At 70.0% G+C, this 21,099-nt stretch carries 20 protein-coding genes; 14 read left to right on the plus strand and 6 right to left on the minus strand.

Going from position 1 to position 21,099, the window contains the following annotated elements; genetic code table 11:
* Positions 1–10 precede the first annotated feature (10 nt).
* Positions 11–1,039 carry a 6-phosphofructokinase gene (locus ACFWCH_RS12815; RefSeq protein ID WP_136035092.1) on the plus strand — a complete coding sequence of 343 codons (1,029 nt, stop codon included), beginning with the start codon at positions 11–13 and terminating at the stop codon, positions 1,037–1,039.
* Here the strand turns inward: ACFWCH_RS12815 and ACFWCH_RS12820 are convergent.
* Complete coding sequence (locus ACFWCH_RS12820) at positions 1,009–3,150, minus strand: S9 family peptidase (RefSeq protein ID WP_247638670.1); 2,142 nt, start codon at positions 3,148–3,150, stop codon at positions 1,009–1,011. The genes ACFWCH_RS12815 and ACFWCH_RS12820 overlap by 31 nt on opposite strands.
* 152 nt (positions 3,151–3,302) lie before the next feature.
* Between ACFWCH_RS12820 and ACFWCH_RS12825 the strand changes: the two genes are divergently transcribed.
* The 4 genes from ACFWCH_RS12825 to ACFWCH_RS12840 are packed head-to-tail and all read left to right on the plus strand — an operon-like array spanning position 3,303 to position 7,542.
* Positions 3,303–4,709, plus strand: a complete 1,407-nt coding sequence (locus ACFWCH_RS12825) for an inorganic phosphate transporter (protein WP_136045665.1) — start codon at positions 3,303–3,305, stop codon at positions 4,707–4,709.
* Entirely contained in the window at positions 4,706–5,041 is a 336-nt protein-coding gene (locus ACFWCH_RS12830; RefSeq protein WP_136045664.1) for a peptidase, read from the plus strand. Before ACFWCH_RS12825 ends, ACFWCH_RS12830 begins: the two co-directional genes overlap by 4 nt.
* 59 nt (positions 5,042–5,100) lie before the next feature.
* Positions 5,101–6,030: a phosphodiesterase gene (locus ACFWCH_RS12835; protein WP_136035084.1), complete on the plus strand. Its 930-nt coding sequence runs from the start codon at positions 5,101–5,103 to the stop codon at positions 6,028–6,030.
* A 51-nt stretch (positions 6,031–6,081) separates the two neighbouring features.
* Positions 6,082–7,542: an aspartate ammonia-lyase gene (locus ACFWCH_RS12840; RefSeq protein ID WP_136035081.1), complete on the plus strand. Its 1,461-nt coding sequence runs from the start codon at positions 6,082–6,084 to the stop codon at positions 7,540–7,542.
* Between the two features lie 69 nt (positions 7,543–7,611).
* Here the strand turns inward: ACFWCH_RS12840 and ACFWCH_RS12845 are convergent, their stop codons facing one another.
* Positions 7,612–8,481, minus strand: a complete 870-nt coding sequence (locus tag ACFWCH_RS12845; protein WP_247638671.1) for a fumarylacetoacetate hydrolase family protein — start codon at positions 8,479–8,481, stop codon at positions 7,612–7,614.
* An 89-nt stretch (positions 8,482–8,570) separates the two neighbouring features.
* On the opposite strand from ACFWCH_RS12845, the gene ACFWCH_RS12850 reads away from it, so the two are divergent.
* The 3 genes from ACFWCH_RS12850 to ACFWCH_RS12860 all read left to right on the plus strand — a co-directional run bounded on the left by ACFWCH_RS12850 (position 8,571) and on the right by ACFWCH_RS12860 (position 11,179).
* Positions 8,571–9,872: a PrsW family intramembrane metalloprotease gene (locus ACFWCH_RS12850; protein WP_247638672.1), complete on the plus strand. Its 1,302-nt coding sequence runs from the start codon at positions 8,571–8,573 to the stop codon at positions 9,870–9,872.
* Positions 9,873–10,077: 205 nt separating this feature from the next.
* Positions 10,078–10,446: an FKBP-type peptidyl-prolyl cis-trans isomerase gene (locus ACFWCH_RS12855; RefSeq protein ID WP_136035078.1), complete on the plus strand. Its 369-nt coding sequence runs from the start codon at positions 10,078–10,080 to the stop codon at positions 10,444–10,446.
* A gap of 178 nt (positions 10,447–10,624) precedes the next feature.
* Positions 10,625–11,179 carry a YceI family protein gene (locus ACFWCH_RS12860; protein ID WP_136035076.1) on the plus strand — a complete coding sequence of 185 codons (555 nt, stop codon included), beginning with the start codon at positions 10,625–10,627 and terminating at the stop codon, positions 11,177–11,179.
* A gap of 31 nt (positions 11,180–11,210) precedes the next feature.
* Here the strand turns inward: ACFWCH_RS12860 and ACFWCH_RS12865 are convergent, their stop codons facing one another.
* Entirely contained in the window at positions 11,211–12,503 is a 1,293-nt protein-coding gene (locus ACFWCH_RS12865; RefSeq protein WP_247638673.1) for an MFS transporter, read from the minus strand.
* Between the two features lie 184 nt (positions 12,504–12,687).
* Here ACFWCH_RS12865 and rpsO point away from each other — a divergent pair, with 184 nt between their 5' ends.
* From rpsO to ACFWCH_RS12880, 3 genes are all read left to right on the plus strand, one after another.
* Complete coding sequence (rpsO, locus tag ACFWCH_RS12870; protein WP_055993247.1) at positions 12,688–12,957, plus strand: 30S ribosomal protein S15; 270 nt, start codon at positions 12,688–12,690, stop codon at positions 12,955–12,957.
* A 169-nt stretch (positions 12,958–13,126) separates the two neighbouring features.
* On the plus strand, positions 13,127–13,996 hold the full coding sequence (locus ACFWCH_RS12875; protein ID WP_378803636.1) for a hypothetical protein: 870 nt from the start codon (positions 13,127–13,129) through the stop codon (positions 13,994–13,996).
* Complete coding sequence (locus ACFWCH_RS12880) at positions 13,989–14,318, plus strand: transcriptional regulator (protein WP_136035069.1); 330 nt, start codon at positions 13,989–13,991, stop codon at positions 14,316–14,318. Before ACFWCH_RS12875 ends, ACFWCH_RS12880 begins: the two co-directional genes overlap by 8 nt.
* A 6-nt stretch (positions 14,319–14,324) precedes the next feature.
* Here the strand turns inward: ACFWCH_RS12880 and ACFWCH_RS12885 are convergent, their stop codons facing one another.
* The gene (locus ACFWCH_RS12885) at positions 14,325–15,323 is read right to left on the minus strand and encodes an isopenicillin N synthase family oxygenase (RefSeq protein WP_206251380.1); all 999 of its coding nucleotides are present in this window, start codon (positions 15,321–15,323) and stop codon (positions 14,325–14,327) included.
* A gap of 173 nt (positions 15,324–15,496) precedes the next feature.
* Between ACFWCH_RS12885 and efeU the strand changes: the two genes are divergently transcribed.
* Genes efeU through efeB form a run of 3 tightly spaced genes read left to right on the plus strand, consistent with a single transcriptional unit; the run spans position 15,497 to position 18,997 of the window.
* Entirely contained in the window at positions 15,497–16,438 is a 942-nt protein-coding gene (efeU, locus tag ACFWCH_RS12890) for an iron uptake transporter permease EfeU (RefSeq protein ID WP_247638674.1), read from the plus strand.
* A complete protein-coding gene (gene efeO / locus ACFWCH_RS12895; protein WP_247638675.1) occupies positions 16,435–17,667 on the plus strand; it encodes an iron uptake system protein EfeO in 1,233 nt (410 codons plus the stop codon). Before efeU ends, efeO begins: the two co-directional genes overlap by 4 nt.
* Positions 17,668–17,689: 22 nt before the next feature.
* Complete coding sequence (efeB, locus tag ACFWCH_RS12900) at positions 17,690–18,997, plus strand: iron uptake transporter deferrochelatase/peroxidase subunit (RefSeq protein ID WP_247638676.1); 1,308 nt, start codon at positions 17,690–17,692, stop codon at positions 18,995–18,997.
* Between the two features lie 6 nt (positions 18,998–19,003).
* Here the strand turns inward: efeB and ACFWCH_RS12905 are convergent, their stop codons facing one another.
* Positions 19,004–19,897 carry a serine hydrolase gene (locus ACFWCH_RS12905; RefSeq protein WP_247638677.1) on the minus strand — a complete coding sequence of 298 codons (894 nt, stop codon included), beginning with the start codon at positions 19,895–19,897 and terminating at the stop codon, positions 19,004–19,006.
* A complete protein-coding gene (locus tag ACFWCH_RS12910) occupies positions 19,894–21,024 on the minus strand; it encodes an acyltransferase family protein (protein ID WP_378803637.1) in 1,131 nt (376 codons plus the stop codon). Before ACFWCH_RS12910 ends, ACFWCH_RS12905 begins: the two co-directional genes overlap by 4 nt.
* Positions 21,025–21,099 lie beyond the last annotated feature (75 nt).

The raw sequence follows: 21,099 nt of genomic DNA on the forward strand, positions 1-21,099 counted from the left end.
AGGCAGCAGCATGAAGATCGGCATCCTGACGAGCGGCGGCGACTGCCCCGGACTCAACGCGGTCATCCGCGGCATCGTGCTCAAGGGCACCACCACCTACGACCTGGAGTTCGTCGGCATCCGCGACGGCTGGCGCGGGGTCGTCGAGGGCGACTTCATGCCCCTCACCCGGCACGAGGTGAAGGGGCTGTCGAAGGTGGGCGGCACGATCCTCGGCACGAGCCGCACCAACCCGTACGAGGGTGAGCGCGGCGGCGCCGAGAACATCGCCAAGACGCTCTACGGTCACAAGATCGACGGCATCGTGGCGATCGGCGGCGAGGGCACCCTGGCCGCGGCCGACCGGCTCGCGAAGGACGGCATCAAGGTGCTCGGCGTCCCGAAGACGATCGACAACGACCTGCGCGCCACCGACTACTCGTTCGGTTTCGACACCGCGGTGAACATCGCGACCGACGCCATGGACCGTCTGCGGACGACCGGCGATTCGCACCAGCGGTGCATGGTCGCCGAGGTCATGGGCCGTCACGTCGGCTGGATCGCACTGCACGCCGGCATGGCCGCCGGTGCCCACGTGATCTGCATCCCCGAGGTCCCCATGTCCATCGACGAGATCACCGAGCTGGTCACGCGGGCACACGACCGCGGCCGCGCTCCGCTGGTCGTAGTGTCGGAGGGCTTTACGCTCACGGGCATGGAGGAGGCCTACAGCGACAAGGGCCTCGACGCCTTCAACCGCCCGCGCCTCGGCGGGATCGGCGACCTGCTGGCCCCGGAAATCGAGCGGATCACCGGCATCGAGACCCGCGCCACCATCCTGGGTCACATCCAGCGCGGCGGCTCGCCCTCGGCGTTCGACCGCGTGCTGGCCACGCGCCTGGGCCTGCACGCCGCCGACGCGATCGTCGACGGCGCCTGGGGCCAGATGGTGGCGATGCAGGGCACCGACATCGTGCGCGTGCCCTTCGCGGATGCGCTGGGCGAGCTGAACACGGTGCCGCGCTACCGCTACGACGAGGCCGCCGCGCTGTTCGGCTGACCCGCCGCGGCTCTGGCGTCGGCGAGGCCGAGCGTGTCGAGCAGCCAGGCGAGCTCGAACGCGCGCTCACGCCAGGAGTTGTAGCGCCCGCTCACGCCCCCGTGCCCGGCGACCATCTCGCACTTGAGGAGCACGTCGGTCGCCCCGGCCTCGCGGAGCCGGGCCACCCACTTGGCCGGCTCGACGTACAGCACTCGCGTGTCGTTGAGTGATGTCACGGCGAGGATCCGCGGGTAGTGCACACCCTCGCGCACGTTCTCGTACGGCGTGTACGACTTCATGTAGGCGTACACCTCTGCGTCGTGCAGCGGGTCGCCCCACTCGTCCCACTCGATCACGGTGAGGGGAAGCGACGGGTCGAGGATCGTGGTCAGGGCGTCGACGAACGGCACCCCGGCGAGCACTCCGGCGAACAACTCGGGGGCCAGGTTCGCGACCGCGCCCATCAGCAGGCCGCCCGCACTGCCGCCCTCGGCGACCAGCTGCGCGGGCGTCGTCGTGCCCTCCGCGACCAGGTGCCGTGCGCACGCGACGAAGTCCGTGAAGGTGTTGCGCTTGTGCAGCAGCTTCCCCTCCTCGTACCACTGCCGTCCCATCTCGCCGCCGCCGCGCACGTGGGCGACCGCGAAGACCACGCCGCGGTCGAGCTCCGACAGCCGCGCCACGGAGAACCCCGGGTCGATCGAGTGCTCGTACGAGCCGTAGCCGTACAGGTGCACGGGGCGCGCCTCAGCACCCGGCTCCCCGAACGACCGCTTCCAGACGAGCGAGATCGGCACGCGGGTGCCGTCTTCCGCGGTCGCCCACTCGCGGCGCTGGCCGTAGGCGGAGGGCTCATAGCCGCCCAGGACGGCCACCTGCTTGCGCAGCACGAGCTCGCGCGTGGCGAGTTCGAGCTCGTACACCGTGCCTGGCGTCACGAAGGAGGTGTAGCCGAGCCGGAGGAAGGGGGCGTGCCACTCGGGGTTGCCGCTCACGCCGGCGGAGTAGAGCGGCTCGTCGAAGCGGAGTTCCTCGACCGCATCGGTCGCGTAGTCGAGCAGGCCGACCCGTTCGAGCCCCTCGCTGCGGTACTCCACGGTGGCGAAGTCCCGGAACGCATCGACCCCGAGGAGTCGCCGTCCCGGCTCGTGGGGGAGGATCACGCGTCGCTCGCCCTGCGGGTCCGCGACGGTCACCGACACGAGCTCGAAGTCCAGGGCGCCGTCGTTGTGCAGGATCAGCAGTCGGTCCTCGCCGTCGACCACGGCGTGCTCCAGCGAGTACTCCACACCCTCGCGACGCGGCCACACCAGCTGCGGCTCCGCGGTGATGTCGCCGGACAGGTCGACCAGGCGCTCCTCGCTCGTGATGCTCGACCCGACCGCGATCACGAGGTACCGGCGGCTGCGGGTGATCCCGGCGCCGAGCCAGAACTTCTCGTCCGGCTCGTGGAACAGCCGCACGTCGTCCGCGACGGGGGTGCCGAGGCGGTGCAGCCACAGGGTGTCCGGGCGCCAGGCCTCGTCGCGCGTGGTGTAGAGCACCCCCGTGCCGTCGGGGGTGAAAAAGGCGCTGCCGGTGTTCGGGATCTCGTCGTCGAGCGTGGTGCCCGTCGCGAGATCGCGTACGCGCACGGTGTAGAGCTCGTCGCCCTCGAAGTCGGTGGACCACAGGAGCTTCGTCGCGTCATCCGTGGTGTCGAAGGCTCCGAGCGAGAAGAACTCGTGGCCCTCCGCCTCGGCGTTGCCGTCCAGCAGCACGACCTCGCCGGGCACCGGGACGCCGGGCTCCAGGCGCGGGGGAGTCCAGTCGTCGGGTTCCGCGGCCGCGCGGCAGTGGATCGCGTACTGCGCGCCCTCCTCGGTGCGGCTGTAGTACCACCAGTCGCCGCGGCGGGTCGGCACCGACAGATCCGTCTCCTGCACGCGGCCCTTGATCTCCTGGAACAGGGTCTCGCGCAGTCCGGCCAGGTGGGCGGTCTCGGCCTCGGTGTGGGCGTTCTCGGCCTCGAGATGAGCGATGACCTCGGGGGAGTCCTTCTCGCGCAGCCATTCGTAGGGGTCTTCCACGGTGTCCCCGTGGTGCGTGCGGAACGTCGGACGGCGGGCGGCGATCGGGGCGTCAGTCACCGCTCCACGCTATCCCAGGTCGAGTTGACCGGCACGGGGGACGGTGGGAGGATTTACCGGGGCCGGTAAACGGAAGTCAAACCCACGGTGAACTCTTCGTTCGTCACGTCGATCCCGTCGACATTCCCTTTCCTCAAGACCGAAAGCGAACGGTGGAAACCGCAGCCCTCATTGTTGTGCTCGTCATCGCGCTGGCACTCTTCTTCGACTTCACGAACGGCTTTCACGACACCGCCAACGCGATGGCCACTCCCATCGCGACCGGTGCCCTGAAGCCCAAGACCGCGGTGCTGCTGGCCGCCGTGCTCAACCTCGTCGGTGCCTTCCTGTCCACGGAGGTGTCGAAGACCATCTCGGGCGGCATCATCCGCGAGGATGCGATCCTCGAGGCGGGGGCGCAACTGTTCCTGTCGCTCATCTTCGCCGGACTCATCGGTGCGATCACGTGGAACATGCTCACCTGGCTGCTCGGCCTGCCGTCGAGCTCCTCGCACGCGCTGTTCGGCGGCCTGATCGGCGCCACGCTCGTCGGCGCGGGCCTCGGCGGCATCGACTTCGGCGCAGTGCTGTCGAAGATCGTGCTCCCCGCGCTGATCGCCCCGATCACGGCGGGCATCATCGCGTTCGCGGCCACCAAGATCGCGTACTCGGTCACGCGCCGCTACGACGGCAAGCCGGACGGACGCGACGGCTTCCGCTGGGGTCAGATCTTCACGTCCTCGCTGGTCGCGCTGGCGCACGGCACGAACGACGCGCAGAAGACCATGGGTGTCATCACCCTGGCCATGATCACGATCGGCTGGCAGTCGGGAGCCCACCACGAGCCCGAGCTGTGGGTGATCGTCGCGTGCGCCTTCACGATCGCGCTCGGCACGTACCTCGGCGGGTGGCGCATCATCCGCACGCTCGGCAAGGGGCTGACCGATGTCAAGCCGGCGCAGGGCTTCTCCGCCGAGAGTTCGACCGCGGCCACGATCCTCGCGTCCAGCGCGCTGGGCTTCGCGCTCTCCACGACCCAGGTGGCGTCCGGCTCGGTCATCGGCTCGGGGCTGGGTCGCCGCGGCTCGACCGTGCGGTGGCGGACGGCCGGACGCATCGGCGTCGGCTGGCTGCTGACGCTGCCGGCCGCCGGCGGTGTCGGCGCCCTCGCGGCCCTGCTGGTCGTGTGGCTCGGCCCCTGGGGCGTCGCGATCGATGCGGTCCTTGCGCTCGCGATCATCCTGGGCCTGTTCCTGCGTTCGCGGCGCAACGCGGTCACGCACGCGAACGCGATGAGCGATGTGGCGGAGTCGGGTCTCGCGATCGAGCTGCCGGACACGCCCCCGCCCACGCGCCGTCAGCAGCGCATCGAGCGCGCGAAGGCCGAGGCCAAGGCGCGTGCCGAGGCCAAGGACCGCGCGAAGGCCGAGGCGAAGAACAAGGCCAAGAAGAAGGCGGAGGCCAAGGCCGGTGCCAAGGCGGCGAAGACCGGCGCTGCACCCGTCGCCCCGCCCCCGGCCCCGGCACCGGAGTCGGCCGCCGACGAGGCCACGATCACGCGGAACGGGGACTCGGCATGAGCGTCACGATCGACTGGCTCGCGTTCTTCCAGGTGTTCGCCGCCGCCCTCATCGGCGCTGCTGCCATCGTCACCTTCTACGCGCTGGGACTGCGGCTCCTGGTCCGCAGCGGCCGGGCCCCCGTCGTGAGCCCCGCCGAGTTCACCGACGCGATCACCGTGATCTCCGAGAAGGAACTCAAGCGCGCGGCCAAGCAGGCGGCCAAGGCGGCGAAGAAGAGCCCGCTCACCGAGGGACAGAAGACTCTCGCGCTCGTGGGTGCCTACGCGTGCTTCGTGCTGTGCGGTGCGGCGGTCATCGGCGGCATCCTCCTCCTCGTCCTCGGACACTGAGACCCCGCGGCCCTGGCGCGTCCGGACCCGGCGTCGGGGCGTGACCCTAGGCTGAGGTCATGTCCGCGGCACCCGGAACCCCGTACGTCTTCGGCAGGCACGACCCGGCCTCCCACGTCCTGATCCACGTGAGCGACCCGCACTTCCTCGCGGGAGGGGCACTGCTCGGCGGGAGCTACGACGTGCAGGCCTCGTTCGACCGCACCCTCGCGGCGATCCGCGCCGTGCATCCGGCGCCTGCAGCCATCGTGGTCACGGGCGACCTCGCAGACCTCGGTGAGCCCGACGCGTACCGGCGACTGCGAGCCGCGCTCGAGCCGGTCGCCGCGGACCGGGGCACACCGATCGTGTGGGTCGCGGGCAACCACGACGAACGCCCCGCGCTGCGCCGTGAGCTTCTCGACCGGGAGCCGACGGAGGAGCCGGTGACGGGCGTGTGGGAGCTGGACGGACTGCGGCTCATCGCGCTCGACACGAGTGTCCCCGGATGGCACCACGGAGACCTCGACCCCGGTCAGCTCGAGTGGCTGGCCGGACTGCTCGCGGAGCCGGCGCCGCACGGCACGCTGCTGGCGATGCACCACCCGCCGCTGCCGAGCCACCTGCCGCTGTTCGACATCCTCGAGCTGCGCCACCAGGACGAGCTCGCGGAGGTGATCCGCGGCACCGACGTGCGGGGGATCCTCGCGGGACACCTGCACTACTCCTCGCACGGGGTGTTCGCCGGCGTCCCGGTGAGCGTGGCCTCGGCGACCTGCTACACGATGAACGTCGCCCGGCCGGCACCCGACGTGAACGGCATGGACGCGGCGCAGTCGTTCCAGCTCGTGCATGTGTATCCCGACACGATCACCCACACCGTCGTCCCGGTGGTCGACGCTCCCACGGGCGACTTCTTCTCCTCCGAGTGGCTGGAGCGGATGGCCGCCCTCACGCCGGAGCAGCGGCTCGACGCGTTCTCCCGGAAACCGCCGCGCCGACCGGCGTAGACTGGTCGCATCCCCCACTTTTCCATTCGCCACGACCCACGAGGATGTGACATGGCTTCTGCCGCGCCTGCACTTACACGTACCGAGACCGATTCGCTGGGGAGCATGGAGATCCCCGTCGACGCCTACTGGGGGATCCACACGGCCCGCGCCGACGCGAACTTCCCGATCTCCAAGCGGCCGATCTCCGTGTACCCCGACCTGGTGATCGCTCTGGCGATGGTCAAGCAGGCCAGTGCGCGGGCGAACAAGGAGATCGGCGTGCTCGATGCCGAGCGTGCCGACCTGATCGACCGCGCGGCGCAGCGGGTGATCGACGGCGAGTTCCACGAGCAGTTCACGGTCGGCGTCATCCAGGGCGGTGCCGGCACCTCGACCAACATGAACGCGAACGAGGTCATCACCAACATCGCGCTCGAGATGGCCGGACGCGAGAAGGGCGACTACGCGTTCCTCTCGCCGATCGACCACACCAACCGCAGCCAGTCCACCAACGACGTGTACCCGACGGCGGTCAAGATCGGGTTGTCGCTCACGCTGCGGTCGCTGCTCGACGAGCTCGACGCCCTGCGCATCGCGTTCCTGGGCAAGGCGAGCGAGTTCCACGACATCCTCAAGGTCGGGCGCACCCAGCTGCAGGACGCGGTGCCGATGACGCTCGGCCAGGAGTTCCACGGCTTCGCCACGACGCTGGGGGAGGACCACAGCCGTCTCACCGAGAACGCCTCGCTCATGTTCGAGATCAACATGGGTGCCACGGCGATCGGTACCGGCATCACCACGCACGTCGACTACGCGCCGGCCGTGCTCAAGCACCTGCGCGAGATCACGGGGCTCGACCTGGAGACGGCGACCGACCTCGTGGAGTCCACGAGCGACACCGGCGCCTTCATGTCGTTCTCGTCGTCGCTCAAGCGCAACGCCATCAAGCTCTCGAAGATCTGCAACGACCTGCGCCTGCTCTCGTCGGGTCCGCAGGCGGGCCTCGGCGAGATCAACCTCCCCGCCCGCCAGGCCGGCTCGAGCATCATGCCGGGCAAGGTGAACCCGGTGATCCCCGAGGTCGTGAACCAGGTCGCGTTCGCCGTCGTCGGCGCGGACACCACGGTGACCATGGCGGTCGAGGGCGGACAGCTGCAGCTCAACGCGTTCGAGCCGGTCATCGCGCACTCGATCTTCCAGTCCATCACCTGGATGCGTCAGGCCATGTGGACCCTGCGGGTGAACTGTGTCGAGGGCATCACCGCCAACCGCGACCGCCTCGGGGCGATGGTGGGCGCGTCGGTCGGCGTGATCACGGCGCTCACCCCCTTCATCGGCTACGCCGCCGCGGCCGCGCTCGCGAAGACCGCACTGCTCACCAACCGCAACGTCGCCGATCTGGTGGTCGAGGCGGGCCTCATGTCGCGCGACGAGGTGACCAAGCAGCTCTCGCCCGCGCGCCTGTCGGGCCTCGAGGCCGTGACGGCGGCCATCCCGATCGTCACGCCCGACGACCTCATCCAGATCTGACCTGCGGCACGCCGAACACGCAGAAGGGGACGGGAGCCGCGGCTCCCGTCCCCTTCCGCGTGTCCGGTGTCAGTCGAGGATGCGGCAGTGCGTGGTGAGCTCGCCGATCCCGTCGATGCCGACCGTGACCGTCGAGTGGTCGCGGAGGAAGATCTGCGGGTCGCGCGAGTAGCCCGCACCGCCGGGGCTGCCGGTGGAGATGAGCGTCCCGGGCAGCAGCGTGAGCGACTGCGACAGATGCGCGATCAGCTTCGCGACCGAGCGCACCATCTGGTCGGTGCTCGCGTCCTGCACCGTGTGCCCGTCGACGACCGTCCAGATGTGGAGGTCCTGCGGATCGGGCACCTCGTCGGCCGTGACCGCGAAGGGACCGGTGGGCGTGAAGCCGTCGAACGACTTGCAGCGCGACCACTGCGCCTCGGAGAACTGGATGTTCCGCGCGGTGATGTCGTTCACCACGGTGTATCCCCACACGTGCGACAGTGCGTCGGCTTCGCTCACGTCTTTCGCGGGGGTGCCGATCAGCACGCCGAGCTCGGCCTCGTAGTCGACGGCTTCGCTGAGGCTGCGCGGCCAGGAGGTGACGTGATCGTGCCCGGTGAGGGAGTTGGGCCACAGTGTGAACACCGTGGGCGCGGCGTCGGTCTTGAGTCCGAGCTCGCTGGAGTGCGCGGCGTAGTTGAGGCCGACCGCGAGCACGGCGGGCGGGGCGAGCACGGCGGAGTCGAAGCTCCAGTCACCCAGCGGGTGACGCGGAGCGGTGCCGTCGGCCAGGGCGGTGCGCAGCTCGTCGAGGGCGACGTCACCCCGCTCGATCAGCTGCTGCAGTGTGGCAGGAGCGTCGGACAGGAGATCGGAGACGAGGATGGCGTCCGTGTCGTCCACCACGGCGAGGACCGCGCGGGGGGAGTCGGGACGGCGCAGATGAGCGAACCGCATGGTTCTACGCTACCGGGTGGCTGCGGCGGGGCGGATGGAGGACTCGACCAGACCCGGGCGGTATTGCTTGTGCCCCATAAGCTTTGGCTATGACTTTCGGAGGACCGGCCGACCCCCAGCAGCCCGGGCGATACACGCCGCCGCCCGCCCAGCAGCCCACCCCGTCGGCGTACTCCGCGGCCCAGTATGCGCAGTCGCCATATCTGCCGGCGGCGTACGGGCAGCAGCCCGGCTACGCGTCCGCACTGGCGCAGCCGACGCCGTACACCCCGCCGGCGCCGGTCGCGCCGTCGCCGGCGGAGTCGCTGCCCGCCCTGCCGGTGACCACGAAGAAGGGCAGGACGGTCTCGCTGTGGCTGTTCGCCTTCCTCGGGTTCCTGCTCCTGGCGCTGATCGGCTACTTCGGCTGGGCGCTGGGGCCGACGGCGTCGGCCGTGGGGCTCGTTCTCGCGCTGATCCCCCTGGCGATCGTGTTCCTCGGGGTGCGGATGATCGACCGATGGGAGCCGGAGCCGAAGCGTCTCGTGATCTTCGCGATCGCGTGGGGCGCGGTGGCGGCGGTCGGCCTCACTCTCCTGGTCGACGTCGGGATGACGATCCTGCTCGGCCCGGTGCCGGAGGCGGTGGCGGCGGTCGTACAGGCGCCGATCGTGGAGGAGTTCTGGAAGGGCCTCGGAGTGTTCCTGGTCTTCCTGCTCGCCCGCCGTTCGTTCGACGGCCCGGTCGACGGCGTGGTGTACGGCGCGCTGGTGGGGGCCGGGTTCGCGTTCACCGAGAACATCCAGTACTTCGCGGTCAGCCTGATCGAGGGTGGCGGCGAGCAGCTCGGCGCCACGTTCGTGGTGCGCGCGCTGCTGTCGCCCTTCGCGCACGCCATGTTCACGTCGCTGACGGGGTTCGCGATCGGCCTCGTCGCGCGCCGGCACGCCTCCGCCGGGGCGGCCCTCGGCGCGGGACTGCTCGGGTGGTTCGGCGCGGTCTTCCTGCACGCGCTGTGGAACGGCTCGGCGACCTTCGCGGACTTCTTCGGCCTCTACTTCACGCTGCAGGTCCCGCTGTTCATCGGCTTCATCCTGGGCATCATCGCGCTGCGGCGGGAGGAGGCGCGGCTCACGAGGGCGCGGCTCGCCGAGTACGCCGCCGCGGGCTGGTTCACGCCGGAGGAGGTCACGATGCTCGCGACGCCGTCCGGTCGCAAGGCGGGATTGACGTGGGCGGCGCAGCTGCGCGGCGACCGTCGTCCGCTCATGCGCGAGTTCATCAAGGACGCGACGGCGCTGGCGGCGGTGCGGCAGCGGGCGATCACCGGCCGCGACCCGCTGGCGGTCGAGGACGAGCGGGCGCTGCTGATCCGCACGCGCGCGACGAGGGCCGCGCTGCTGGCCTACTGATCCGCCCTGAGCAAGACTCAGCGCCCGGTGCTGCGGCGATGCCTGCATGTCTCCCGGGCGCTGAGTTGATCTGCCACCAGGGTGCACCCGGCCCCTCGGACGTGTCAAGGGGCAGGGCGCGAGGCCACCCGCCCGGTCGAGGTGTTCGCTGTGAGCAGGTCCCGTCGCGTTGACCGGGCGCGCGCGGGTCCGCTTGGATGGAGCCATGACTGATCGCACGAAGCCCGAGTTCGACGCCCCGACCGCTCCTGCCCCCGCAGAGCTGGTCATCCGCGACATCATCGAGGGTGATGGTGCCGAGGCCAAGCCCGGTGACACGGTGACCGTCCACTACGCCGGTGTGGAGTTCGAGTCCGGCGAGGAGTTCGACTCCTCGTGGGGCCGTGGCGAGACCATCCAGTTCCCGCTGCGCGGCCTGATCCAGGGCTGGCAGGACGGCATTCCCGGCATGAAGGTCGGCGGACGCCGCGAGCTGATCATCCCGCCGCACCTGGCCTACGGTCCGGTCGGCGGCGGACACTTCCTGTCCGGCAAGACGCTGATCTTCATCATCGACCTCGTCGCCGTGGGCTGATCCCGACGCGACATCTCGAGCGCCTCTCCTCTCGCCAGGAGGGGCGTTCTGTCTTTCCGGAACGCGTGTGCATGCACGGGAATACATTCGCGTGAATGTAGGTTGGGCTGGAGGACGCCGCGATCGCGGCCCTGTCCGTACGCCGCCTCCGCGCGGCCGATTCTCCGAGGAGAAACCCATGACCAGCATCGACATCCCCGGCTACCGCCCCGGCACCTGGGTCCTCGACCCCGCGCACAGCGAGGTCACCTTCAGCGTCCGTCACATGATGATCTCGAAGGTGCGCGGCACGTTCGGCGTGAAGAGCGCGACGCTCGTGGCTCCGGAGAACCCGCTCGAGGCCAAGGTCGAGGCGAGCGTCGACGTGACGTCGGTGGACACGAAGGACGAGGGCCGCGACCAGCACCTCCGCTCGGCGGACTTCTTCGACACCGAGAACTACCCCACGATGGAGTTCGTGTCGACCGGTGCGCGCGTCGAGGGCGGCGACCTGCTGGTCGACGGCGACCTCACGATCCGCGGCATCACGAAGCCGGTCACGTTCGAGCTCGACTTCGGCGGCTTCGGCAGCGACCCGTGGGGCAACTACAAGGCGGGCGCCTCGGCGAAGACGGTCATCAACCGCGAGGACTTCGGCCTCACCTGGAACGCGGCGCTCGAGACCGGCGGCGTGCTCGTGGGCAAGGACGTCACGATCAACCTCGACCTGCAGGGAGCGCTGCAGCAGGACTGATCACCGCACGGCTTCAGGAACCCCGGGTCCGTCAGGGCTCGGGGTTCTCTGCGTCATAGGAGCGGAAGCGGCGGTTGCGCCCGGCGATCAGCGCGACCAGCGCGATCACCAGGATCCCGCCGAGCAGGGGAGGGAACCACAGCGTCGTGAGCGTGGCGAGCGTGCCGGCGTAGAGGGCGCCGATGCGCGGGCCCCCGGCGACCACCACGATGAACAGCCCCTGCAGGCGTCCGCGCATGGTGTCCGGCACGGCCGCCTGCATCATCGTGTTGCGGTAGATCGAGCTGACGTTGTCGGAGGCGCCGGACAGCGCGAGGGCCACGCAGGCGGCGATGATCAGTCCGACGTGGGGTGTGTCCTCGTCGGCGGGGGAGGAGAAGGCGCCCACGAGCAGCACCACACCGAACAGCAGGATCGATGCGCCATAGGCCTCGACCGCGCGTGCGATCCCGCGACCGTGCCAGCGGTACTGCACGACCCGGCCCGAGAACAGGCTCGAGGCGAAGGTGCCCACCGCCACAGCTGCGGTGAGGATGCCGGTGGTGACCGCGCCGCCGCCCAGCAGCAGCGTGCCCAGTGCGGGGAAGAGGACGAGGGGCTGGCCGAAGGTCATCGCGACGATGTCGACGACGTACTGCATCCGGATGTTGCTCGCGCGGCGGAGGAAGCGCCAGCCGTCGACGAGCGAGGCGAGACCGGGGCGGACGATCTCGCCTTCCGGCCGCACCGACGGCAGTGTCCATAGGCCGAGGAACATCGACAGCATCAGCACGACGTCGATCGAGTAGGTCCAGCCGTAGCCCGTGAGGGCGACCAGCAGGCCGGCCAGGGCAGGACCGGCCATGACCGTCAGCCCGAAGGCGACACCGTTGAGCGCTGACGCCGCGGCGAGCTGTTCACGAGGGATGAGGCGGGGGACGATCGCCGTGCGCGTGGCCATGCCGACCGAGTTGGCGGCCGAGTTGATCATGCTCAGCGCATACAGCCACCAGATCGTCTCGGCGCCGGTCCACGTGAGCGCCGCGAGGAGAGCGGTGGAGGCGAACGTCACGGTGGCGGCGATGAGGGCGACGCGACGGCGATCGAAGGCGTCGGCGAGCATGCCGCCGTACAGGCCGGCCAGGACCATCGGCAGGAGCCCGGCCACCGCGATCATCGACACCGCGAACGTGCTCCCGGTGAGCGCGAACACGTGCAGCATCACCGTGACGATCGTGAGCTGGCCGCCGATGCCCGCGAGCGTCGAGCCGATCCACATGCGTGCGAAAGCGGGGCTGATCCGCAGCGGCGTCAGGTCGATCAGATGTCCTCGTCCCGCGTTCACGCCACGCACCTCTCCCGCACTCCTCGAGCGTAGTGGAGTGCGCGGGAGCGCTGGTCGGCCGTGTCGCTCGGGGCTCGCCCGGGCTGGTAGACTCGTCAGGTTGCCGTTCGATCGGCCGCGGATAAAGAGAGCTCACGCATCAGGCGTCGGGCGCCGCGCAACAAGCAGAGAGGGGATCGAATCTATGGCACTGGAAGCAGACGTCAAGAAGGCGATCATCGAAGAGTACGCGACGCACCCCGGTGACACCGGATCCCCCGAGGTGCAGGTCGCAATGCTGACGCAGCGCATCAAGGACCTCACCGAGCACCTCAAGGAGCACAAGCACGACCACCACTCGCGTCGTGGTCTGTTCCTGCTCGTGGGTCAGCGCCGTCGTCTGCTCGGCTACCTCCAGGACATCGACATCGAGCGTTACCGTTCGCTGATCGAGCGTCTCGGACTCCGCCGATAAGGCAGAGCGAACCCAGCGTTCAATCGCGCAGAACATTCTTGAGAAGGCCGCCCCACGGTGTGGGGCGGCCTTCGTCGTGTGCAGATGTGTTGTAGCTCTGGTTGCCACCCGTGCAACTTTCCGATAGGAAAGTCATGGAGCTTTCCAAGTGGAAAGCGGGGAAGTCGCCATGGAGCAGAAACCGATCGCAGGCCAGGACGCTCTGGTGCCCCCGGACTCGGAGACGGCCCGGCGGTACCTCGAGGCGGCGGAGGCGGTGGTGGACCGCCGCGAACATGCAGTCGACCGACGTGCTCTCGCCCGGCTGCAGATCGGCAACGCCGTGGTCATGGCTGCGTATTTCGTCGCCTTCGCGCTTGTTCTCCGGCGAGACGACGTGCTGGCGTCGCAGATCGTGCTGTTCACCCTTCTGGTCTGGGGACAGCTGTCCACGGGGATGGCGCAGCGCACGGGCATGCAGTGGCGGATGAAGCGTTCGCGGTGGCCGCTGCTGGTCGGCGGCGCAGCGATCATCATCGGTGCGCTCGTGGTGTTCGGCTTCGCTGCTCTCGATACGCGACTTCCTGTCGGGGTGGTGCTCATCCCGGCAGTCACGGTGCTCGTCGGAGTCGGAGGGCATGGCGTCGCGCGGCTCATACGGGCTGCGGGCGACCTGGGTCGTCCCCGTCCGGCTCCCCGTTCGTTGCCGCACCGGCTTCGATGGGGCACCGTCCTCATAGGCGTCGCGTTCGCCGTGCTGACGATGCTCGCAGGATCGCCGGACGACGTGCTGAGGAGCATCATCACCCTGCTCGTGATGCTGTGCCTCGTGGGGTGGATCGCCGCCTCCGCCTCAGACTTCGGTCTACCCGCAGTCGGCGCGTCCTGGCGCTGGCCGCACATCACTGTCTTCTTCATCGCCGCCTGCATGCCCGTCGGCATCGTCCTGGGATCCGGATCGCTCGGCAACGCAGGACTCGTCGGCGTGTGCGCGGGCGCCGGCGTGCTCGCGTCCTTCGTGGCGGTCTCCTTCGTCGCGGGGCACGGCGAACGTGCGTGAGCCCGCGTCTGTCCCACACCCGCGCACGCGGCTGGACGACAACTTTGCCTCGCCCATCCGGTTCTCCCTCATGGCCGGACTGGGCGACGGGATGGAACTCGACTTCGCGGCCCTGCGGGAGATGCTGCAGTGCGGCGACTCGCCCCTGAGCAAGGCGATCGCGCACCTGCAGGCCGCCGGGTACGTGGTCGCGCGCAAGGGCGCGGTCGGGGGGCGCTCGCGCACCTGGGTGCGTTCGACGAAGGCAGGGCGCGATGCCTTCGCCGCGCACCTTCAGGCACTGCGTGAGATCGTGGCCCTCGGTGCCGGGCAGGAACTGTGACGCCCGTCAGACGGTCACGAGGTCGGGGTGATGGATCGCCGCGACATCGGGGTGCGCACGAAGCCGGGACTTAAGCGCGTTCTCGCCGTAGGTCGCGTGGATCGGATTTCCCGGGTCATCGGTGACCCCGGTCGCCTGAGCGGCGAGGTCGGCGGGGAGCTCGAGCAGCGGGAGCTGCTGATCGAGTGCGGGGTTGAAGAAGAACGGGATCGAGATGCGCTCCTCGGGTGCCCGCGGTGAGATCACGCGGTGGTTCGTTGCCTTGAGGTAGCCGCCGGTGGCATACTCCAGCAACTCTCCGATGTTGACGACGAATGCGCTGGACACCGGGGGAGCCGAGACCCACTCGCCGTCACGCTCGACCTGGAGGCCCCCCTTTCCGGGCTCGACCCACAACAGCGTCAGCACACCGGAGTCCTTGTGCGCTCCGACGCCCTGCTGTGGTTCCGGCTCGTCCGTGCCCGGGTATCGCACGATCTTGATCAGGGTCGACGGATCGCGGAACGTCTCGTCGAAGTAGGTCTCGTCCGCGCCGAGAGTGACAGCCCAGGCGCGCAGGAGTTTGCGTGCGATCTCTGTCAGGGAGTCGTGCCACTCCGCGACCACGGCCTGGAGCTCGGGCTGGGCCGCTGGCCACAGGTTCGGGCCGATCAGGCGGTTGAAGGCGGGGCCGTCGCTCACGGGCTCGCGCTCCGGGCCGATGTCGATCTGCTCGCGCCAGTCGACCTTGCCCTGGGTCCGCTCGCCGCCGACTCGGGTGTAGCCGCGGAAGTGGGGGCTGTTGACGTTCTCGATCGCGAGCTTGTCCTCTTCGGGGAGGGCGAAGAAGTCGAGTGCGGCGCGGTGCAGGCGCGCCTCCAGCTCGGGAGAGACGCCGGTGCCGGTGAGGTAGAAGAAGCCGACGTCGTGGGTCGCGGCACGCAGCTCGTCGCGGAACCGCGCCGCGGCCTCGGGGCCCTGGTCGAGCTGGGAGAGGTCAAGGATCGGGAGCGAGAGTTCAGCCATGGACCGAGGGTATGTCGAGGTTCTCGGACCGCGGGCGAGTGTTGCGTCGCGTTACTCGGGCGGGTGTCCCGGCACCGGCGGATGTCATCCGGTCGGGGGAACGGGTGTCGCGGTGCTAGAGTCTCGTTGGTAAGGGATGCCTTACCTCAGTCTTCATCAGAGGGACACCGTCCGTGCTCGCCACCTTCCTCATCGGCCTCCGCGAGGGGCTCGAAGCCGCACTCGTCGTCGGCATCCTCGTCGCCTACCTGCGGCGTCTCGACCGGCGTGATGCGCTCCCGAAGCTCTGGGCGGGCGTCGGTCTCGCGGTCGGTCTCGCTCTGGCCATCGGCGCGGTCCTCACCTTCGGCGCGTACGAGCTCACGTTCACCGCCCAGGAGCTGATCGGCGGCGGGCTGTCCCTGCTCGCGGTCGCGATGGTCACCTGGATGATCTTCTGGATGCAGCGGGCCGGACGCACGATGAAGGCGACCCTGGAGGGCGGCGTCGACCGTGCGCTCACCGCGGGCGGACTCTGGGCGCTCGTCGCGATCGGCTTCGTCTCCGTCGCCAGGGAGGGTATCGAGACCACCCTGCTGCTGTGGTCGATGGTGCAGTCGTTCGGCGACGCGCCCTCCGCGCTGCTGGGTGCGCTGCTCGGTCTGCTCGCCGCGGTGGCCCTCGGCTGGCTGATCTCGCGGGGCGCGCTGCGCCTCGACCTGCGCCGGTTCTTCGCCTGGACCGGCGGGTTCCTCGTGATCGTCGCCGCCGGCGTGCTCGCGTACGCCGTCATGGATCTGCAGGAGGCGGGGGCGCTGCCCGGTCCGTTCACGGCCGCCGCGCCGATCGACGCGGCCACCGGCGCGGTCGCCGTGGGGGCGGCCGGCTTCCCGTTCGGCTGGGCCTTCGACGTGTCGTCGGGGATCGCCCCCGGCGGCCCTCTCGCCGCCGTGCTGCAGGCCACCATCGGCTTCATGCCGGCCATGACCTGGCTCCAGGTGACCGCCTGGGTCCTCTACCTCGCCATCGTCGGCACGTTCTACGTGCGTGGCCTCCGCCCGCGGCGTCGCTCCGCGGCACCGACGCCGCGCCCTCGCACCAAGGCGACCCCTCTCTCACAGCAAGGAGCAGCATGACCATCTCGTCCCGGTCCCTGGGGGTGCTGGCCGTGACCGGCGCAGCCGTCCTCGTCCTGAGCGGCTGCGTCGCGAAGGAGGACACCGCGGCCACGGCCGCCTTCGAGGTGTCGTCCACCGACTCCGACTGCGCGGTCTCGGCCGCCACCGCGGAGAGCGGCACCCTCACGTTCGACGTCTCGAACGACACCGACCAGGTGTCGGAGTTCTACCTGCTCGCGGACGACGGCCTGCGCATCGTCGGCGAGGTCGAGAACATCGCGCCGGCGGCGTCGCGTACGCTCACGGTCGTGGTGCAGCCCGGTGACTACTTCACGCTGTGCAAGCCGGGCATGGTGGGCGACGGCGTGGGCAAGGCCGCCTTCGCCGTCACGGGCGACCCGGTGGCCGTCGACGGGCCGGACGCCGAGCAGAAGACGAAGGCGGTCGACCTGTACGCGGCGTTCGTGAAGGATCAGGTCGGTCAGCTCGTGCCGGCGGTGGAAGAGCTCGTGGCCGCCTACGAATCCGGCGACGACGCGACCGCCCGCACGCTGTTCCCGCAGACCCGCGCCTTCTACGAGCGCATCGAGCCCGTGGCCGAGGCCCTGGGCGACCTCGATCCGCGCATCGACTTCCGCGAGGTTGACGCCGTGGCCGACGGGCTCGACTGGACCGGCTTCCACCGCATCGAGAAGGACCTGTGGGTGCCGGCGCAGGACGCCCTCAACGCCGACGGGGAGACGCCCGCGTGGCAGGGCTGGGCCCCGTCCACGCCCGAGGAACGCGCCGACTACGGCGACCTGCTGCTCGCCGACGTGCAGGAGCTGTACGACTACGTGCACTCCGACGACTTCACAACGACCCTGGAAGACCAGGGCATCGCGGGTGTCTCCAATGGCGCGATCGCGCTGCTCGACGAGGTCGCGACCGGCAAGATCTCCGGCGAGGAGGACTGGTGGTCCGGCACCGACCTGTTCGACTTCGCGGCGAACGTCGAAGGCTCCAAGATGGCGTTCTCCCTGGTGCAGGACTTCGCCACGGCGCAGGGCGACGACGGCGCCGCGCTGGTCGACGAGATCGAGTCGCGGTACGCCGCGCTCGAGTCGTCGCTCGCCACGCACGGCTCCCTCGCGGACGGGTTCGTCGGGTACGCCACCCTCACGGCGGACGACAAGCGTGAGCTGACCGACCTGATCAACGCCCTGGCCGAGCCGCTGTCGCAGCTGACCGCGACGGTGCTCGACTGACGGGACCGCAGAGGCGCCGGACATGACCGAGAGCGAACCGATCCGCGAACCGGAGGACCGGGCGGAGGCCGCACGCGTCGACGCTCGCGCGGGGCTGAGCAGGCGCGGACTGCTCGGTCTCGCGGTCGGCGGCGGGGTCGCAGGTCTCGCGGTCGGCCTGGGGGCGGGACTGACCGGCGGCGTCGCGCTCGGACGCGCCCGCGCCGCCGAAGACGCGCAGAACAGCTACGACTTCTTCGGCGTGCACCAGGCCGGCATCACCACGCCCGTGCAGGACCACCTGCACTTCGCGAGCTTCGACATGATGCCGCGCACCGACCGCGACGACCTGATCTCGCTGCTCCAGGACTGGAGCTACGCGGCCTCGCGCCTCACGCAGGGACTCGAGGTCAGCGCGAGCGGTGCCGTCGGCGGCAGCCCGGAAGCCCCGCCCGACGACACGGGTGAAGCGCTCGGTCTGCCGTCCGCCGGGCTGACCATCACGATCGGGTTCGGTCCGAGCCTGTTCGAGAACGAAGCCGGCGACCGCTACGGCATCGCGGCGCAGCGCCCCGCAGGGCTGGAGCGGCTGCCCGCCTTCCTCGGCGACGACCTCGACCCCGAGATGTCCCACGGCGACCTCTGTGTGCAGGCGTGCGCCGACGACCCGCAGGTGGCGGTGCATGCGATCAGGAACCTCAGCCGGATCGCGTTCGGGCGTGCGCGACTGCGGTGGTCGCAGCTCGGGTTCGGCAAGACGTCCCGCACCACGGCGGCGCAGGCCACGCCGCGCAACCTGTTCGGCTTCAAGGACGGCACCGCAAACATCCTCGCCGACGACACCGCCGCGCTCGACGAGCACGTGTGGGTCTCCGCCGCGGACGATCCGGGCTGGCTCGCGGGCGGCTCGTACCTGGTCGCCCGGCGCATCGCGATGCTGATCGAGACGTGGGACCGGGTGCGACTCTCGGAGCAGGCCACCATCATCGGCCGCGACAAGGGCGAGGGCGCCCCGCTCTCCGGCGGCGACGAGTTCACCGAGCCCGACTTCCACGGCGGCGCGATCGACGCCCACAGCCACGTGCGGCTCGCGCACCCGACGCAGAACGACGGCGTGCGCATCCTCCGCCGCGGCTACAACTACGTGGACGGCAACAACACGCTCGGACGGCTCGACGCCGGGCTCTTCTTCCTGTCGTATCAGCGCGACCCCGCGCAGTTCATCACGCTGCAGCGCCGGCTGGCGACCGACCGCATGAACGAGTACATCCGCCACGTCGGGTCGGGGATCTGGGCGGTGCCGGCCGGCGCGAAGCCCGGCTCCTACGTGGGTGCCGAGCTCTTCGCCTGACTGGCCCTAGGACCCGAGCCGCGCGGCCTCCAGCACCTCGACGACGGACGAGGCCAGCGCATCGGCTCCCGCGTGGTCGTCGGCGCTGATCGTCACCACAGCGTCATCGAGGAAGATCATCAGCTGCCCGTAGGCGCCGTGCAGCCGCCAGGCCCGTCCCGGTCCGCCCCACCCGGCGAGGGCGTAGCGGTCGTAGCCCGGGTTCACGCCGGCGACGACGCCGTCGCGGTGCATCGCATCGATGTGCTCCGGCGACACGAGCCGACGCCCCTCCCACGCGCCGCGGTCGCGGATCAGCCGCCCGGCGCGCGCCATCTCCTCGGTGCGCAGCGCGAGACCGCCGCCCGCCTCGATGCGGCCGTGGGGGCAGCGGGTCCACCGCGCGCCGTGAATGCCGAGCGGCCCGAGCAGGCGGTCGTCGAGGTAGTCGCCCACGTCGCCGACGCGCGCGGCGAGGGCCGCCATGGCGGTGTAGGTGCTGGCATTGGAGTACTGGAAGACGCGCCCGCGGGAGGGGCGCCGCAGGAACTCCGCGGCGAGGTCGGGCCAGTCGGTCAGAAGTGTGGGCGACCAGGGCAGGTCGATCCCGCTCGACATCGACAGGAGGTGGCGCAGCGTCACCCGGTCGACGCCCGGCCCGAGCTCGTGATCGGGGAGGAGGTGCGCCACGGGCTCGTCGAGCGAGACCACGCCGTCGTCGGCGGCGAGAGCCACGGCGAGCACGCACACGCCCTTCGCGACCGACTGGATGTCCTCTCGCACGTCCGGTGCCCAGCGGTGTTCGGCGGTCCCGTCGCCCGCGCGCACGTGGAGGCCGTGTGCGCGGAAGCCCGTGTCCTCGATGATCGCGACCAGGCTGTCCTTTACGGAGAGGGCGTCGGCTCCGGGGGCGCCGCTCATCGGGGACGACGCGAGCCGGTCGGGTCGTTCATGCGACCCTCGCGCGCGGCGAGCTCGGGATCGGAGAACAGCCAGCGCGGGCGCGGCTCCACGAGCGGGCGGAACAGCCGTCGCACGGGCTTGGTAGCCAGCAGCAGCGCGAGGACCACCGAGAGCGCGGTCACGAGCGGCAGCCAGAACCACGTCGGCTCGAGGTCGCGCAGCACACCGCTCTCCCGGAAGGGATAGAGCACGAACGAGTGCAGCAGGTAGACGTACATCGTGTACTGGCCGAAGGTCGTCCACCAGTACGAGCCGCGCGGGATCAGCGCGAAGAACGCCGCGCACAGGACGACGGCGAGCAGCATGAGGGCGACCCGGATCGCGCCGGCCCACCACTGCGTGCCGACCAGGTCGGAGTAGGAGGCCTCGTAGAACAGCCATTCGCGCAGGTCGGCGGCCTGCCACAGCGGAAGCCAGTTCCAGGCGGCCCACCCGGTCGCCGCGAAGACGCCGATCGCCGCCGCGCGGATCCACCAGGGGCGGAAGTCCAGCAGGCGCAGCCGGTTGACGATGTCGTGCTCGCGCAGCCACCAGCCGAGCGTGAAGAAGGGGAGGAGGCCCAGCGTGCGGGACAGCGAGAAGGTGCTGTCGACGTTGGAGAGGTAGCCGGCGCCGATCGAGATCACGACGGTCCACAGCAGCGGCCAGCGCAGCAGCGCGAGGTAGGGGAGGACGAGGCGGAAGATCGCCAGCGCCAGGAGGAACCACAGTGTCCAGCTCGGTTTGGTGAAGTTCGGGGTGGCCTGACCTTCGACGAGCCACTTGGTGAGGGTCCACAGCGTCTCGAAGATCACGTAGGGCAGGACGATGTCGGTGATCACCCTGGCCATCTGCGTCTTGGTGGGCGAGCCCGACTTGGAGAAGTAGCCGGAGATGATCGCGAACGCCGGCATGTGGAACGCGTACAGCGCGAGGTAGAACGCGAACGCGATGTCGGAGTCGTAGATGAGCCGCTGGATCGCATGGCCGAGCACGACGAGGACGATGCACGCGTAGCGAGCGTTGTCCCAGAAGGGCACGCGCCGGCGCTTCCGCGGGACGGACCCGGTGGCGGGCCCCGTGATGTCGGCCCCGGTGGTGCTCATCCTCCGAGGCTACAGGCGCGGGAATAAAGTTGCCGTGCACGCGTTGACACGATTACATTCAAATGAATAGAACCG

Source organism: Microbacterium sp. NPDC060132 (assembly GCF_042729675.1).
Classification (GTDB): domain Bacteria; phylum Actinomycetota; class Actinomycetes; order Actinomycetales; family Microbacteriaceae; genus Microbacterium; species Microbacterium sufflavum.